Annotated in this window: 12 protein-coding genes and 1 pseudogene; 1 reads left to right on the plus strand and 12 read right to left on the minus strand. The window is 62.2% G+C overall.

Features of this window, described 5'->3' with window-relative positions:
* The first annotated feature begins 161 nt into the window (after positions 1 to 161).
* Positions 162 to 2,162: a type IV secretory system conjugative DNA transfer family protein gene (locus GGR17_RS16980; protein WP_054540640.1), complete on the plus strand. Its 2,001-nt coding sequence runs from the start codon at positions 162 to 164 to the stop codon at positions 2,160 to 2,162.
* Between the two features lie 669 nt (positions 2,163 to 2,831).
* Here GGR17_RS16980 and GGR17_RS16985 read toward each other — a convergent pair.
* The 12 genes and pseudogenes from GGR17_RS16985 to GGR17_RS17040 form a co-directional block, all read right to left on the minus strand.
* Positions 2,832 to 3,533, minus strand: a pseudogene (locus GGR17_RS16985) (transposase); the annotation flags it as partial.
* A gap of 325 nt (positions 3,534 to 3,858) precedes the next feature.
* The gene (locus GGR17_RS16990) at positions 3,859 to 4,737 is read right to left on the minus strand and encodes a helix-turn-helix domain-containing protein (protein WP_054540642.1); all 879 of its coding nucleotides are present in this window, start codon (positions 4,735 to 4,737) and stop codon (positions 3,859 to 3,861) included.
* A gap of 309 nt (positions 4,738 to 5,046) precedes the next feature.
* A complete protein-coding gene (locus GGR17_RS16995; protein ID WP_054540643.1) occupies positions 5,047 to 5,817 on the minus strand; it encodes an SDR family NAD(P)-dependent oxidoreductase in 771 nt (256 codons plus the stop codon).
* Positions 5,818 to 5,995: 178 nt separating this feature from the next.
* On the minus strand, positions 5,996 to 7,639 hold the full coding sequence (locus tag GGR17_RS17000) for a flavin-containing monooxygenase (RefSeq protein ID WP_054540644.1): 1,644 nt from the start codon (positions 7,637 to 7,639) through the stop codon (positions 5,996 to 5,998).
* Positions 7,640 to 7,723: 84 nt separating this feature from the next.
* Entirely contained in the window at positions 7,724 to 8,638 is a 915-nt protein-coding gene (locus GGR17_RS17005; protein ID WP_054540645.1) for an alpha/beta hydrolase, read from the minus strand.
* 99 nt (positions 8,639 to 8,737) lie between these two features.
* Positions 8,738 to 9,001, minus strand: a complete 264-nt coding sequence (locus GGR17_RS17010) for a hypothetical protein (protein WP_054540646.1) — start codon at positions 8,999 to 9,001, stop codon at positions 8,738 to 8,740.
* 501 nt (positions 9,002 to 9,502) lie between these two features.
* Positions 9,503 to 10,933, minus strand: coding sequence for an NAD-dependent succinate-semialdehyde dehydrogenase (locus GGR17_RS17015; RefSeq protein ID WP_054540647.1), 1,431 nt, complete (start codon positions 10,931 to 10,933; stop codon positions 9,503 to 9,505).
* Between the two features lie 2 nt (positions 10,934 to 10,935).
* On the minus strand, positions 10,936 to 12,165 hold the full coding sequence (locus tag GGR17_RS17020; RefSeq protein ID WP_054540648.1) for a CaiB/BaiF CoA transferase family protein: 1,230 nt from the start codon (positions 12,163 to 12,165) through the stop codon (positions 10,936 to 10,938).
* Positions 12,162 to 12,956, minus strand: a complete 795-nt coding sequence (locus tag GGR17_RS17025) for a crotonase/enoyl-CoA hydratase family protein (protein WP_054540649.1) — start codon at positions 12,954 to 12,956, stop codon at positions 12,162 to 12,164. The genes GGR17_RS17020 and GGR17_RS17025 overlap by 4 nt, the downstream gene beginning before the upstream one ends.
* Before the next feature lie 17 nt (positions 12,957 to 12,973).
* Complete coding sequence (locus GGR17_RS17030; protein WP_054540650.1) at positions 12,974 to 14,110, minus strand: acyl-CoA dehydrogenase family protein; 1,137 nt, start codon at positions 14,108 to 14,110, stop codon at positions 12,974 to 12,976.
* Positions 14,110 to 15,114: an acyl-CoA dehydrogenase family protein gene (locus tag GGR17_RS17035; RefSeq protein ID WP_162231845.1), complete on the minus strand. Its 1,005-nt coding sequence runs from the start codon at positions 15,112 to 15,114 to the stop codon at positions 14,110 to 14,112. Before GGR17_RS17035 ends, GGR17_RS17030 begins: the two co-directional genes overlap by 1 nt.
* Before the next feature lie 21 nt (positions 15,115 to 15,135).
* On the minus strand, positions 15,136 to 15,318 hold the full coding sequence (locus GGR17_RS17040; RefSeq protein ID WP_054540652.1) for a hypothetical protein: 183 nt from the start codon (positions 15,316 to 15,318) through the stop codon (positions 15,136 to 15,138).
* Between the last annotated feature and the right edge of the window lie 71 nt (positions 15,319 to 15,389).

Below are 15,389 nucleotides of genomic sequence, written 5' to 3' on the forward strand. Positions count from 1 at the left end.
CTCTATGTCGCCAAGGTCTATCTGCAATCCGATGCCGCGACGGCCAACACGGAGGCCTTGCGCCAGGTGGTCGATGATCTTGCCGACACCGAATATGAAAAACACCGCACCACAGACGTGGATGGCGAGACCGAGCGGGGACAGGTCCATTGAGCGCCGCCATGGGAAAAGCGCGGATCGCCACGGGCGTCCTGCTTGTGACGCTGGTGACCGGGGCCATGGGCTATACCATCGCCTCGGCGGTGCTGACTTACCAGGATCTCGGCTTTGGGGCCGAGATCGACTTTGCATATATCGCGCAGAACTATCTGGCGATCCTGGACCGCCGCCCGGAGGACGCGCAACTTATTCACCTGATCATCGGCAGCTTCGCCGCCGCCGGCCTGATGCTGAGCCTCGCCCTCTCGGGGTCCGCTCTGACAGGCTTTGGCCAGACCCATTGGCAGACCGCGCGCGAGATGAAGGCCAATGGGTTCTTCGGGGCGCCAGGGACCGGGTTCATCCTCGGCAAGCTGGGGACGCCGGGCTCCCGCGCCAATTACATTTGCTCGAAGGTTTTCCCGCATGCGCTGATCGTGGCGCCCACGGGCCGCGGCAAGACCACGGGCTTCGTCATTCCGAACCTGCTGACCTGGCAAGGCTCCGCCGTGACGCTCGATGTGAAGGGCGAGTGTTTCGAGGCCACGGCCCGGCATCGCGCAGCCCAAGGCGACAAGGTCTATCGCTTTGCCCCCACCGATTGGGAGGGCAAGCGCACGCACCGCTACAACCCGCTCCTGCGCATCTTTGAGCTGAAAGATCCCGCGCGCCAGCAGATGGAATTGCAGCTCCTGGCGACGCTCTTCCTGCAGAGCGACAATGACCGGGTGCAGGGCCTGCTCAAAGGCGGGATCGATCTCTTCGTGGCGGCGGGTCTCTTGGCCTTCCAGCGCAAGCGCCCGACCTTGGGCGAGATCTACCGCATTGCCGCGTCGGGGGGGAACAAGCAGAAGGAATACTTCGCCCGCGGCCACGAGGTGGATAACAGGGCCGCCAAGCTGATCTTCACGCGGCTGGCCTCGACCAACAACGATACGCTGACCTCCTATGTCTCGCTCCTGATGACCTCGGGGCTGGACCAGTGGCAGAACCCGGCCATCGATGAGGCGACGGCGGTGTCGGATTTTGATTTCCGCACGATCCGGAAAAAGCCCTTTTCGGTCTATCTCGTCGTCCAGCCGCTGATGGTGAAACCCCTCGCGCCCCTGATCCGGCTCTTCTTCTCCGATCTCCTCTCCGCCATGCAGGAAAAGGATCCCGGGCCGGATGAACCCTGGCCCGTGATGATCATGCTCGACGAGTTCAATCGTCTCGGCAAGATGCCCATCGTGGTCGAGAGCATCGAGACCCTGCGCACCTATCGCGGCCATTTGGCCGTGGTCACCCAAACCATCCCCGCCCTCGATGAAATCTATGGCGAGAACACCCGCCGCGCCTTGCAGGGCAACGCGGGCGTCAAGCTTTACCTGACGCCGTCGGATGAAAAAACCGTCGAAGAGCTGAGCAAGGCGGTCGGCAAGACCACGAAAACCGTCGTCACGCGCTCGCAGTCCATCGGCAAGAACCCCTTTGAAGGGCGCAGCCAATCCACACGGACCGAAGAAAGCTCTCTCCTGCCCGAAGATGAGGCGCGCCGCCTACCGCTCGACGAAATCGTCATGGTCATCGATGCCCAGATGCCCGTCCGCGCGAAGCGGATCCAATATTTTGACGATCGGCTGTTCAAGGCGATCCACGCGGCGCAATCAGGCGAGTTGCCGTTTCCGAAGCCGGGGGACAGGGGACCGCAGGGCACGCTGCCGCTGAGTGTGCGCGCCATGCCGATGACGCCGCCGTTGGATGTGCCAGGGGGAACAGAAGCCGATGTGGAGAGGGCAAGCCAGGCTGGCGATGGTCAACCGTCAGGCCAAGCCGACGCCGCTCCAAAGAAGACCGCGCCTGTCGTTCACGCCGTTATCGCCGAGGAACAGCGACAGATAGAGATGGATTTTGAGAGCCGGGTTGCAGATGCCGAGACAGTGGGCGTGGATGATGAGGCCCAGATGCGCTCTGCAGTCGATGGCTTGGACGACATGGAAGCGATGCTGCGGGAGGGGGATGGCGAAAAGCTGGTTGCTCGATAAGGAGGCGGGCATAGCGACCTGCGCGTAGCTTCCGTAACGCTGAATGTCACAAACGGTTCTCTGACTGCGGCTTTGTCAAGCGGGTGAGCGGTTTGTCCGTCCGGGGTCATGGTTCTCTCCGAGGTCGCGGGTTTCGCGCCTCATGATGGTGTTCGGTGGCGGATCGTCTCCAATGTCGTTTGCGGGGTAAGCGGCACGGGGCCGCGCCCAACCGTTTGTGCGAGATCAATCTTCCTCCGTCCCGTCGGGACTTCGCTCCCCGCTTCCGGGGCGCGAATTCAGATCAGGCAGCGGCCTCCTTCGCCCATTGATATTCGGTTTCGTTCTTCCAGAGTGTCAGCATGAGAACGGCGATCTTGCGTGCAGTCGCCACTGCCGCCTTGCGGAACCCGCGCCGTCCCGCGAGACGCACGGCCCAGCTTTTCAAGGCCGAGAGGCGTTTGACCTGACGAATGACGCAGGATGCCGCCTCGAACTGCAGTCCGCGCATCGCGCCGTCACCGCATTTGGAGACACGACCTGACCAGTCGATTTCACCGCCGAAATCCACGTCCGCATCGCACTCATGAACCGCTTCAACGCCCTCGGCACCGCCGAGATCGTCCGCGTGGCTTGAACCCGAAGGGGAAAGGGGAACTCACGCCTCAAGCCGCCTTTCTGCAACAATGCCATCACGTTGGCTGCCTTATAGAGCGCTGCTCGGAGCCCCGCATCCCCGGCCTTGGTAATTGCGCCTGCAATGGAGCGCTCCCCGGATTCGTCCCGACCGGGAGTCAGTCCAACCCAAGGACCGATATCGCGTGATCTCCGAAAGCGCGTGGGATCGTCGACCGCAGCCTGCAGCATCGTATTTCCAGCAGCCAGTTCCCTGATACGCACATCGTAGCGGACTTTTGAGACCGGCCCGATCTTCAGACCAAAGTTGCGCAACACACCACGCACCGACAGTTCCAGGTTTATCAGCGCATTCTGTATCGCTTTGCGCGCCGTTAGCAGCGCACGTGTTTCTTGAGCTGGAACCGACTTGCAATGCACTTCGCTGAACCAGCCCATTTGCAGAAGACGAGCGATGCCTTGTGCGACCCGTCGATCAGTCTTGATGGCGCACGCGTTCAGTGCCTTCTTTACCCGGCGCGTTTCCATCAAGACCACCGGCTGCCCAGCCTCGGATATGCCTTTGTGCAGCCATTGCGACAAGGGCCCGGCTTCTAGGCCGATCCCGGTGATTGCATAGGGCAGATCTTTAAAAAACGAGACCAGCGCTTCCGGCTCGCTGATTACGTCAGCTTCTTTCAATATCTTGCCGCGTTCACCAAGAACGCAAACAGCGGTGCTTGCCAGAGAGACGTCCAGCCCGATAAAGATTTCCATGTCGTTGTCCTCTTCGCTCGTAGAAATTGAGGCGCACCTTGTGGCAAAGCCTCGCAGACACACTTCATGCGTGTCATTGGGCAACGACACCCTGTCTACTACGCCGTAATCAAGCAAAACGGCTGAGATACGCGCCGGGCCCATTACGGTATCTCTCCAAAAACGGCGAATGCCACCCGCAGAGCCCGGGACGGCCACGGCGCGCGCGGCCGCCTCATGCGCGCTTCAACCCGCCGAACCGGCCCGGAACAGCAGAAAACCGTGATAAATCGAGGTGCCCTACAGTCGAATGTTGGGGGTCGACCTGGAGGCAGCCTGCCTCAGGTCACGCAGACCGCCGATATTCTGCGGGCGTGACGCCAACCATCTTGCGGAAGGTCCGGCAGAAATGACTTTGGTCTGAAAACCCGCAGTCAAGGGCCACCGCTTTCATCGCGATATTGCCCTTTCTCAACATCGACTTTGCACGTTCGATCCTCTTGCGGACAATGAAAGAGTGCGGTGGCTGACCAAACTCGGCCTTGAACTGCCTGGAAAAGTGGAAAGGGCTCAGCGCGACCGTGCTTGCCAGGCTTTCCAGACCGAAGTTCTCACATAGATGTTCCTCGACAAATTCGAGAATCCTGTGTCTCTGCCGTGCGCTGAAGACGGCGGGATTCACGTTCGGGAGATCGACCCTCGCGAACCGGCGCAACAGATGAACGGCGATCTGGGTTCGGACGGCGTCGACCAGAAGCTTCTGACCAGGACCACCATGCGCCATCTCATCCTCGAGAACCTGAAGGCACTGCGGAATGACCGTATCGACGCGGCGGAGGTGATCGTCGATCTCGATCGATGTCGGCTCGCGCTCGAAAACCTGTGCCGCGGTCTCGGCAAGGGAGTCGTGGCTGAAATAGATATGCTTCACGTCGATCGGCTTGTCCCAATGCCAGGTCGACTGCTCGGCCCGCGCCAGCAGGGACACGACGCCGCGCTCCACGGTCGCCGTTTGCCAGGGGCCGCCGCTGCGTCGCCGCATGGTCGATTTCCCGCCCTGGTAGACGACGATCATGTAGTCGCGCATCTCGGGGATGTCCGCTTCCTGCTCATCGTATTGGTAGCCCATCAGCGTGATGCCTTTCCAGCCGAGGCATGTGCTGTCGAGCGTCCTGTTTCCGGGTATCCACTGCGGGATCAGGTCTGGTGGTATCAGATTGTTCATGTTTTCCTCCCTCAGGGAAGAGGTGCCCTCCCCGGCACCCCCATGTTCGATCAGTCGGTGGCCGCCAATTCCTGCGCGTCGATCACGATGCCGGCCTGCAGTATCCGTCTTGATCAAGCGGATTTGGGTGTCAGACCCCTTGCACGAACGGCAAAGGCGGATGCTGAGCACATCTTGCGACCAGTATGGTTGTCTCGCGGCGGTTCCAAACGACAGACCCGACCACGGCATCTGTTGCTTCCCTGGCCGCCGCCAATCTTGTCGAGCGCCGTTTCGCCCCCGCTTCGCTGCAACGCACGCGCAGGATCGTTATTTTGCGGTGAAACCCCCGTCCACGGGAAGAGCGACGCCTGTGACGTAGGCAGAGTCGTCCGAGGCCAGCCAGAGGGCGGCCTGCGCCATGTCTTCGGGACGACCGAGCCGTTTCAACGGCACGGAATTGACCATCATTTCCTTGTTTCTGGCGGCCTCCTTCGGATCACCCTTCCGGCTGGTGAATTCGAAGGCCATCGGCGTCTCCGTCAGACCGGGACAGATCGCGTTCACGCGCACATTGTCGAGGGCGTAGGTCTGGCAGAGGGATTTGGTCAGGCCGACGACAGCGAATTTGGCTGCGGAGTAGAGTGGGCTCCACATCGACCCCACGAGTCCGGATATCGAGCTCGTGAAAATGATTGACCCGCCCCCGCGTTGACGCATGTGGCCCACCGCCTCGCCGGCGGCAATGACTGCGGCTTCGACATTTACGGCGAGCGACTTGCGAAACGCTGCCATATCCACTTGTTCGATGCCGCCCGGTCCGGGTATCCCCGCATGAGCCCAGAGAACATCAAGGCCGCCCAACGCCTTGACGGCGGCGTTAAGGCTGTCGCGTGCGCCGCTTTCCGTCGAAAGGTCGGCGGCGATGGTGATGATGTCGAAGCCTTTCTCCTTCATCTCCGCCTTGAGCGAAGCCAGTCCTTCCTCATTGAGGTCGATCGCCGCAACGCGCGCGCCCTCTTTCGAAAAAAGTTCCACGGCGGCCTTGCCCATGCCGGATGCGGCGGCGGTGATGACCGTAAGTTTGTTTGCGAGACGCATAATCTCTTCTCCTTCGCTTTTGTGTTTTACTGTGCTCGGGCATCGGAACCGACCGGTCCCGAAGTCGTCTCTCGAAGTTCAAGGCGGTCGCCCAGTCTCCCAAGGGCCGCGCGGCCATTTAGCCGTCGAACCCTGGTGGCGCTGTGTGTCTACCTACCATTTGCCAGACACCCGTCCATCAAGCTTTTTGGAAACCCGAGAGCCCCTCTGCGATCGACTTCTCGCATGCCTCGAGATACGAGGGCAGCCCTGCCGGATACATGAGCAGTTCACGCGGCTTGCCGGGGATGTTCGCGCCCATGTACCAGGAGTTGGCCTTGGGGAAGAGCGTCATGTCGGCCACCTCCAGACAGAACTTGCGCCATGCTTCCTCGGCGTCGGATTGAGCCTCGATCCGGGTCACGTCTTCGGCACGCAGATTTTCAAGGATCTTGACCATCACGCCTCCCTGTGCCTCGGCGCAGGTGGGACCATTGCAAAAGCCGCTCGGGCTTTGCGGGCCGTAGAGGAAGAACAGGTTCGGGAACCCCTTCGTGGCCATTCCCAGCTGGGTGCGCACGCCATCGCTCCACTTCTCGCCAATCGTGCGGCCGTCAACCCCCTTTATGTCCAGCGAGGTCAAGCCGCCGGACACCGCATCGAAACCTGTCGCCAGGACGATCACGTCGAACTCGTACTCGCGTTCGCTGGTCTTGATCCCCTTCTCGGTGAAGCACTCGATTGTCTCGCGCTTCAGATCGACCACATCGACATTGTCCCGTTGTACGACTTCATAGAAGTTCTGCTCCAGCGACGGACGCTTGACGCCGTAGGGATGCGGCGGCTCTTTCGGTGCGTAGATCTCGGCAAGCCTGGGATCCTTGATCCGCGCCAGAACCTTCTTGCGCCAGAAGTCATACTGTGCGCGGTTGGACTTCTCGTCGAAGATAACGTCCTTGAAGTTGTTCAGCCACCACCAGAAGCCACCGCGCTGCCAGATGCGCTCGAATACTTCTTCACGGTCCTCGTCCGCGATATCGAAGACACCCCAAGGGGAAAAATCGTAGTTGAAGCTGCCGAACGTCTTGAGTCGCACTGCCATGTCGGCAGGCATGTCGCGCCACATCTCCTCGTTGTCGGTTTCGCTCATCGTTCGCTGCCACATCGGAATGGCCAGGCAGGGTGTGCGAACGAAATGCGTCAGGTGGCTGGATTCCGGGGCCGTCTCCTGCACGACCTGAACCCCGCTTGCGCCCATGCCGATCACGGCGACGCGCTTGCCGGTCAGATCGGCGCCTTCCTGAGGCCAGAGTCCGGTATGATGGGTCTCGCCCCTGAAGCTCTCGAGCCCCTTGAAAGCCGGAATATATGGTTTGGCCGCGAATCCGGTGCAGAGGACGAAGAAGCGCGCCACGAAATCCCGACCGCCCTCGGTGTGGATCGTCCATTTGCGGCTGGTCTCGTCGAACTCGGCGCCGGTCACGCGCGTGTCGAGCATGACGTCCTTGCGCAGATCCCACCTTGAATCGACATGGTCGAAATACTCGCGGAGTTCCTGCCAATCCGGATAGAGTTCCTTGAACGCCCAGTCTTTCCACAACGCGGGATCCGAGTACTGATAAAGCGCCCCGTGGCTATCCACGCGCGCGCCGGGATAGCGGTTCCAGTGCCAGATGCCGCCGATATCCGAACCAGCCTCGAGGAGCTTCACTTTGAAGCCCTTCTCGCGAAGCTTGTGAAGTTGATACAAACCAGCGAAGCCGGCGCCTACCACGACAACGTCCAACTCGCCCTCGCCCATTTCGAGCTTCGTGTTCGAGTGCACTTTTTCGGCAATGTTCATTTGCGTCCTCCCATGATTTTCGTGGCGCCCGGACGAATCGTCTTCGCCCGGATCGCGCGATTGGTACAATCTTCCCTATGCGACTCAGCTCAGACCAAGCTTCGGACGAACCCACTCGGCCATGCGCTTGATTGCATCGTCGGCTTCAGGCGCGGTTCCCGCGAGAAACTGGAAGACATGCTGCATGTCGGGGAAAACATCGATCTTGACGTCCGCGCCCGCTTCCTTCGCCCGCTCCGCTATGCGCCGGCTGTCGTCGAGAAGAGTCTCGGCGTCTCCGACCGTGAGGTATATCGGCGGGAATTTCGAATAGTCGGTGTAAAGCGGATTTGCCAAAGGATCCTTCGGATCGCCCTTCTCACCGATGAAAAGACTGCCCAGGTTCCTGGTGGTGTCGCGCGAAACCAGCGCATCCCTGTCCTTGTTCGTTTCGTAGGTCTCGCCCGAGAGATCCATTCCGGCCCAGGGGGACATCGGCATGGTCGCCACCGGAAGCGGCAACCCCTTTTCCCGCGCGGCGGCGATTGTGGTGAGCGCAAGCGCGCCGCCGGCCGAGTCGCCCGTCAACGCGATATGCTCCGGCTTCAACCCCCCGCACTCCAGCAACCAGCGATAGGCGGTGACCATGTCATTGACAGGACCGGGATGCGGATTCTCGGGGGAGCGCCGGTAATCGACGATCAGCGCCCGGCAGCCGACCGCCTTGGCGATATGGCCAAAGAGCTTGCGGTGGGAGTACATCGAGCCGACGACATAACCGCCACCATGCGAGCAAAGCAGAACGCGATCATGCACGGCACCGTGGGGGATCGCCCACATCGCCGGGATCCCTTCGACCGCGATCTCCTGGTAGTCGACGCGCGTCGGATCGGCGGTCACGTCGCCCCAATGGCCGAACAGACGCCGGATTTCTTCAAGCTCCATGTCGGGCTTGGCCGTCATTGCGGTGACCCACGACCGGTAGAGATCGGCGAGCGCTTCAGATTCCTTGCTTGGCATATCGTACTTCCTTCCCTTGGTTGGTAAATGGCCGGTCCCCGGATGGGGATTCCTCGCCTGGAGTTGACAAGAGCGCGACGGACGTCGCTGTTGCGGAGGCTATGCAGCCTCGCGGACAGGCCCAAGGCCGGTGCGGGTGGCGCCCCCGGCCTGATGGGTCTGCGTGACGTGCACGGCATCGGGGAAACAGATCATTCCGCCTGTCATTCCGCCCGCGTGATCGCGCGCGACGCCATGTACGCCGAGGGCCCCGAAAACACCCGTGCTCCGGGTGCTGATCCCGCCTTCGGCGAGCGCAACGCTGCTCGCCTTCTCCGGCGAAAGCGGACCGCAATCCACCACCTTCATTTCAGTGTTTGCCATGCTACCGTTCCTCCTCCGCTCAGGTATTACCGCCCCGAGACAGCCCCCCTGGCCTGCTGCGACAATGCGCCTGAGCAACCGACGGCCCAGTCCACCTTCCCGCTCCCAGCTTTCCTCCAAAGCTGCCAGCGGGGCTCCCCATTTTGACATTTTCAAGCTTATAGGCGAATGGCGCCCTGTCAATGAAATTGTACTTCATCAAATGAAATGCTACATAAGATCGAGGCCTGTCGCCTATCCCCGAACCGGGAACAAATGTGCGACGAGCACGCGATGCCGAGCGACTGATGATGTGCGCGCGAGGTGTCGGGCGCCGCAAACCAGGCCATTGCAATGCTCGTGAGGGGGTGCGGCGTGGCTGGACTTTCAACGCCCGCCGTCAGCGCATTTGTGCAAGAGACGCCTGAAGCATGATCTTGCTGCGATGCCCGCCCCAATCTGGATGGGGCGGGCCTTTTGACATTGATTTCCGAAGACTTTCGAAACCTTCTCAGGGTTGCATCATGATTCCCGTGCGGTGACCAGGAACGGTGTCAGGTAAGCGCCTATGCCTTCCATCCCCCCTTCCGACCCCATTCCGCTGTCAAGCACACCACCGAAAGGTGTCTCGGGCATCGCCAGGGCGAAATGATTGACGCCCAGCATCCCGGCCTTGATGCCGGAAACGATGCGATGCCGCGTTAGCGAATCTCCGGTGAAGGCATAGGACGCGAGTCCGACCGGCATCCGATTCGCTTCTGCCAGCGCGGCGTCAATATCTTCAACCTTTGCCACCAGAGCCAGCGGGCCGAAGGGCTCTTCGTTCATGGCGCGCATGTCGGCCGTCATGTCCGCCAGTACGGTGGGGGCAAAGAACCAGCCCTGATTTCCGATCCGTGCACCGCCCGCAGCGACGCGAGCGCCCTTGGACACGGCGTCATCGTACAGCTCTTGCACTTTGGTCATCTGCGCTGGGGTTGTCAGCGGCCCCATGGCTGTCTTCGGGTCTGCCCCGTTGCCGACAGTGATTTTCCCAGCCGCTTCGGCCATACCTGAAACGAAGTCGTCATAGAGAGGGGCCTCGACCAGAAACCGCGTTGGCGAAACGCAGACCTGCCCCGCATTTCGGAACTTCCACTCTGCCGCCAGCGGAACCAACTGGGACAGATCGGCATCGCGGGCAACGATCACCGGTGCGTGGCCGCCCAGTTCCATGGTGACTTTCTTGAGTTCATGGCCGGCGGCGCTGGCGAGCAGACGCCCGACGCGGATGGACCCGGTCAGGGAAATCTTGCGGATCTCCGGCGCCTTGATCAGCGTGTCGGAAATTTCCGCCGGATCGCCCCAGATCAACCCGATGGCCTTGGGCGGCAATCCCGCGTCAAGCAGCGCCCGGCAGATGCGCCAGGCCGTCATCGGCGTTTCCTCCGCCGGCTTCAGGACCACGGAACAGCCCGCCGCCAGCGCCGGCGCAAGTTTCTGCATCACCGTGAAGGCGGGGAAGTTCCAGGGTGTAAAGGCCGCGACCGGCCCGACGGGCCGTTGATGCACGGCCCATGTCATGTTTTCCGTCCGCGACGGGACAAGGCGGCCATAGGTGCGGCGACCCTCTTCGGCGCACCAATCCAGAGTGTCGGCGGAAATCATCCATTCGCCCCGCGCCTGCGCCAGGGGCTTGCCCTGCTCACGGGTCATGTCGGCGGCGGCGGCGTCCGCCTGTTCCCGCATGATCGCTGCGGCAGCGCGCAGGATCTTGCCTCGTTCAAAGGGTGAAACGGCGGACCACTCGGCAAAGCCCTCGGCGGCAAGTCGCGCCGCCTCGATCGCCTCGGCCCGGCCCGCTTTGGGGATTTGGGCGATTTCGGTTTCGGTCGCCGGGTCCATCAACGGTAACGTTCCCAGGGTTCCCGTGTCCCGGGCCTCTCCGTTCAGGATGAAGGTGGGGTGAGTCATTGTCATTTCCTCCCTTGATTTGGCTCTGGCAAAGAGATTGCTCCCGTCGCGGAAAGCCGCTGGATTTCAGTGTCGTCGAGCCCCAGACCACGCAATATCGCCGAACCATCAGCCCCAAGCGCCGGTGGTGCGCGCCGGATCGTGGCAGGCGAGGCGGTCATGATCGGTGGAAACCGGACCTGTGGCGTGTCCTGTCCGGCAGGGGTGGCGACGGGCACGACCATGCCGCGCGCCTGCACCTGCGGGTCGGCAAAAACCTCCGGGATGCGGTTGATCGGTCCGCCCGGCACTCGGGCAGCCTCCATCGCGGCAAGAAGGTCAGGGCTGTTCCAGCCGGAGATCTCGCGTTCAAGTTCCGGCTCCAGCGTCGCGCGGTTGCGATTGCGCAGTTCATTGGTCAGATAGTCGGGGTGTCCAGCCAGGTCGGCCCGGCCCAGCACCCGGCACAGCGCAACAAACTGTTTGTCGTTGCCCACGGCAACGATGACATGCCCGTCAGCCGTCGCAAAGGCGCGGTAGGGCACGACATTGGGATGTGAATTGCCCATGGGGCGAGGTGTCACGCCACCGATAAGCCAGTTCATCCCCTGATTGGCCAGAATGGCGACAGATGTATCCAGCAGGGCGCAATCGATGTACTGCCCTTCACCGGAGCGTTCGCGGTGGTGCAGGGCGGCCTGAATGGCGATGGTGGCGTAGAGGCCGGTAAAGATATCTATGACCGGCAAGCCGACCTTCACCGGGTCGTCGGCAGATTTGCCGGTGACGCTCATCAGTCCGCCCATGCCCTGCACCAGAAAATCATAGCCGCCGCGCCCGGCATAGGGTCCGGTCTGGCCGAACCCTGTAACGGAACAATAGATCAGCCGCGGATTGATCGCGCGCAAGCTGTCATAGTCCAGCCCGTAACGCGCCAGATCGCCGGTCTTGAAATTCTCGACCAGGATATCCGCCTCGCGGGCCATGCGCCTGATGAGCGCCGACCCCTCGGGCAGGGCCATGTCAATGGCGATTGACTGCTTGTTGCGGTTGCAGGTCAGGTAATAGGCCGAAAACTGCTCTCCGCCCAGCTCGGCCGAAGGCGGCCCCCAGGCGCGCGTGTCATCGCCCGCGCCGGGTCGTTCGACCTTGATCACCTCGGCCCCCAGATCGCCCAGAATCTGCGTGGCCCAGGGTCCCGCCAGAACCCGAGAAAGATCGAGCACCCGGATCCCGTCAAGCGCGCCGGTCATGATCTGGATTTCTCGATGCGCGCGCGCATGGCCGCAAGCGCCCTGGTGTAGTCATCTGTTTCATGTGCAAGGGCCTGCATGGCCGATGACAGCTCCAGCGTGACGGACAGATCACGGTTATAGGCCTGACGCAGCAGCCGGCGGGTCATGCGCACGGCGTGAGGCGGATTGGCGGCAATGCGTCCGGCAATGGCGCGCGCCTCGGTCATCAGCGCGTCGTCCGGAACCACGCGGCTGACCAGCCCATAGCTCAGCGCGGTTTGCGCATCAATCGTGTCGCCGGTCAGCGCCATTTCCGAGGCGCGCGCAAAGCCCACAACGCGCGGCAGCAGCCACGCGCCGCCATCGCCCGGCACGATGCCGATGCGGACAAAACTTTCGGCGAACGTCGCAGACGCGCCGGCGATGCGCAGGTCGCACATCAATGTCAGATCACAACCGGCACCGACTGCGGGGCCATTGACCGCGGCGACGATGGGCAGGTCGCAATCCTCGAAGGCAAGCGGCAGCCGTTGAATCCCGGCCCGGTAGTTGCGCCGCGTGATCGCCGGAACCTTGTCCACCAGCCCTTGCCCCGGCGACATCGACTTGATGTTCCCGCCCGAGGAAAAGACGGGCCCCGCCCCCGTCAGCACAATCACCCGGGCCTCCGGATCAGCCTGCACTTCGGTCAGCGCGGCAAGAATCGCCTCGATCATCGGTAATTCCGAAATGGCGTTGCGGGTTGCCGGCGCGTTGAGCGTCATGGTCACAATGCCCGCCGCGTCACGCTTTGTCGTTACAAGTGTCATGTTCTCTTCCCTTTTCTTCAGCGTAGCCCGAGGCCACGGGCAATGATTCCACGCAGGATTTCGCGGGTTCCTCCCCGTAGCGAAAAACTGGGGGCGGCGAGCAGGATGCGCCGAAACACCGCCGCATATTCGGGGTCAGACGCATCTTCGCGCAGAACGCGCCGCGCGATTTCCGGCACGTCCTGTTCGAACAACGCACCGAGATCCTTGACGATTGCAGCCGCCAGAACCGGCTGTTCGCCCCGCGCCAGACGCCCGGCGACCGACAGCGACATCTGCCGCAGCACCATCAGCCGGGCGACCATGCGACCCAGATCGGCGGTTTCTGCCGATCCAGGGATGCGTCTGACGCAGCGCAGCAGCTCATCCACCAACACGAAGGATGAAAGGAACCGGTCCGGACCGCTGCGCTCGAACGCCAGTTCCGACATGACTTGCGCCCAGCCGTCGCCTTCCTTGCCCAAGAGGGCGTCGGGGGGCAGCGCGACATTGTCAAACGACACTTCGTTGAAGTGGTGCTCACCGCTGATGTCCAGAACCGGGCTGACGGAAATCCCCGGAAGGCTCATGTCCACGAGAACCTGACTAAAGCCGCCGTATCGGGTTTCGGCCTGGCTCGTGCGGCAAAAGACGATCATGTAATGCGCCTTGTGCGCGTAAGTCGTCCACAGCTTGGTTCCGTTCAGGACATAGCCATCAGCCGTCTTTTCGGCCCGTGTCCGCGCGGCAGCCAGATCCGATCCGCTGCCCGCCTCGCTCATGCCTATGCCGAAGAAACAGGTTCCCGCAGCGATGCGCGGCAGGATGGTCCGGCGCTGTTCCTCGGTGGCATGGCGCAGGATCAGGGGCGCGCTTTGGCGATCCGCGATCCAGTGGGCCGCGACGGGCGCCCCCGCCGCGAGCAGTTCTTCGACGACGATATGCCGGTCCACGGCACTGCGGTCATGGCCGCCGTATGCTTTCGGCAGGGTCATGCCCAGCCAGCCACGTTCGCCCAGTTTCTTGCTGAAATCTGCGTCGAACCCGGTCCAGGATCGTGCCCGTTCGCGGGCTGGCAGATCCAAAAGCGCCTCGGCCAGAAAGGCGCGGACATCATCCCTCAGCGCCGCCTGCGCCGGAGTTGTCGTTTCAAGCGGAAATGTCGGAAGTGCCATCATGCCACCTTTGCCAAGTCGCAGGCGGTCAGTGCTGGCCACAGACCCCGCTCGGGTTGGTTTTGCGCCCAGTTCGCCAGATATTCGGCCCATTGCGATTCAGATCCGTCCTCGTCGCGCCACGCCCACAGACGGCGGGTCAGCAGATGCAGGGAATATTCCTCGCTAAAGCCGATCGCCCCATGAACCTGATGCGCGATTGACGCGGCTGCCGTCGCGGCCTCTGCCGTGCGCAGCTTTGCCGCCGCCGCAGTCAGAACGAAAACCTCTTCCCCTTGTGTCATGAGCGCCTCAAAAGCTGCCAGCGCCATGTCGGCGGCAACGGTGGCGGCACAACTTTGGGTCGCAAGAATGGCCAATTGGTGTTGGATGACCTGAAACTTTCCCAGTGCGCGCCCGAATTGTTCACGCTCATTGCAATAGCGCAGGCACATATCGGCAACCGCCTCGATTGCGCCGGCCATCTGCACGGTGCGCAAGGTTGACATGAGCGCGCGCAAGGCCACGGGGGACATTGCGATACGAGCCTGCGGCGCGGTCGGTTCCTGAACGATCAGACTATCACGCGCTTCGCCCGCATGGTTGGTGCCCGGGTTCCAAAGATCGGCGGTGGTATGGATCAGCGACAGCCCGACACCGCCATCCAGTTCGGACAGGCGGACGACCGCGCGCAGATGACGCCCGAATGGCACCGCCTCCACGCCGGCCCAAGCCAGCGCCAGAGGCCCGTCGAGCGATCCCAGCCCGGCCTGCGACAGCACCCAGTTGGCCAGCAGCGTTTCGCCCAGCGGCAGGGCGACGGCACGGGCCGCCGCCACCCGCACGGGGGCAAAGGCTTCGCGGGCAGAGAAACCGAATCCACCGTTCTCTTCGCGCAGCAAGGCAAGCGGAAAGCCCGCCTCTTCGGCAGCCGACCAGAGCGCCGGGTCGAAACCGTCGCCCCCGCAGCCGGCGAAAAGCTTCTCCGATGTCTCAAGGACCATGGAGTATGTCGAATTGTCCATTGCATCACCCTCGGCCATGGCTCAGACCCACCCGCTCGATGCCGACACGAAGACTGGCCCGAAGGCCGACACGAAGACTGAGCCCACGCGGGCAAGCGCCGCCAGCGCGATGTCATAAGCGGCGATCGCAAGAAGCTTCCGCGCGACGCCAGACGCCATCGCGCCGCCTACGGCACCAAGGCCGACAAATGCAGTTCTGGACATGGTCTCTCCTGATTCGAATGATTTCACCAGCTGAAACACTATTTCATTTAAACTTTAGCGCTCCTGATGCA

The organism is Actibacterium naphthalenivorans (genome assembly GCF_014196965.1).
GTDB lineage: Bacteria > Pseudomonadota > Alphaproteobacteria > Rhodobacterales > Rhodobacteraceae > Actibacterium_A > Actibacterium_A naphthalenivorans.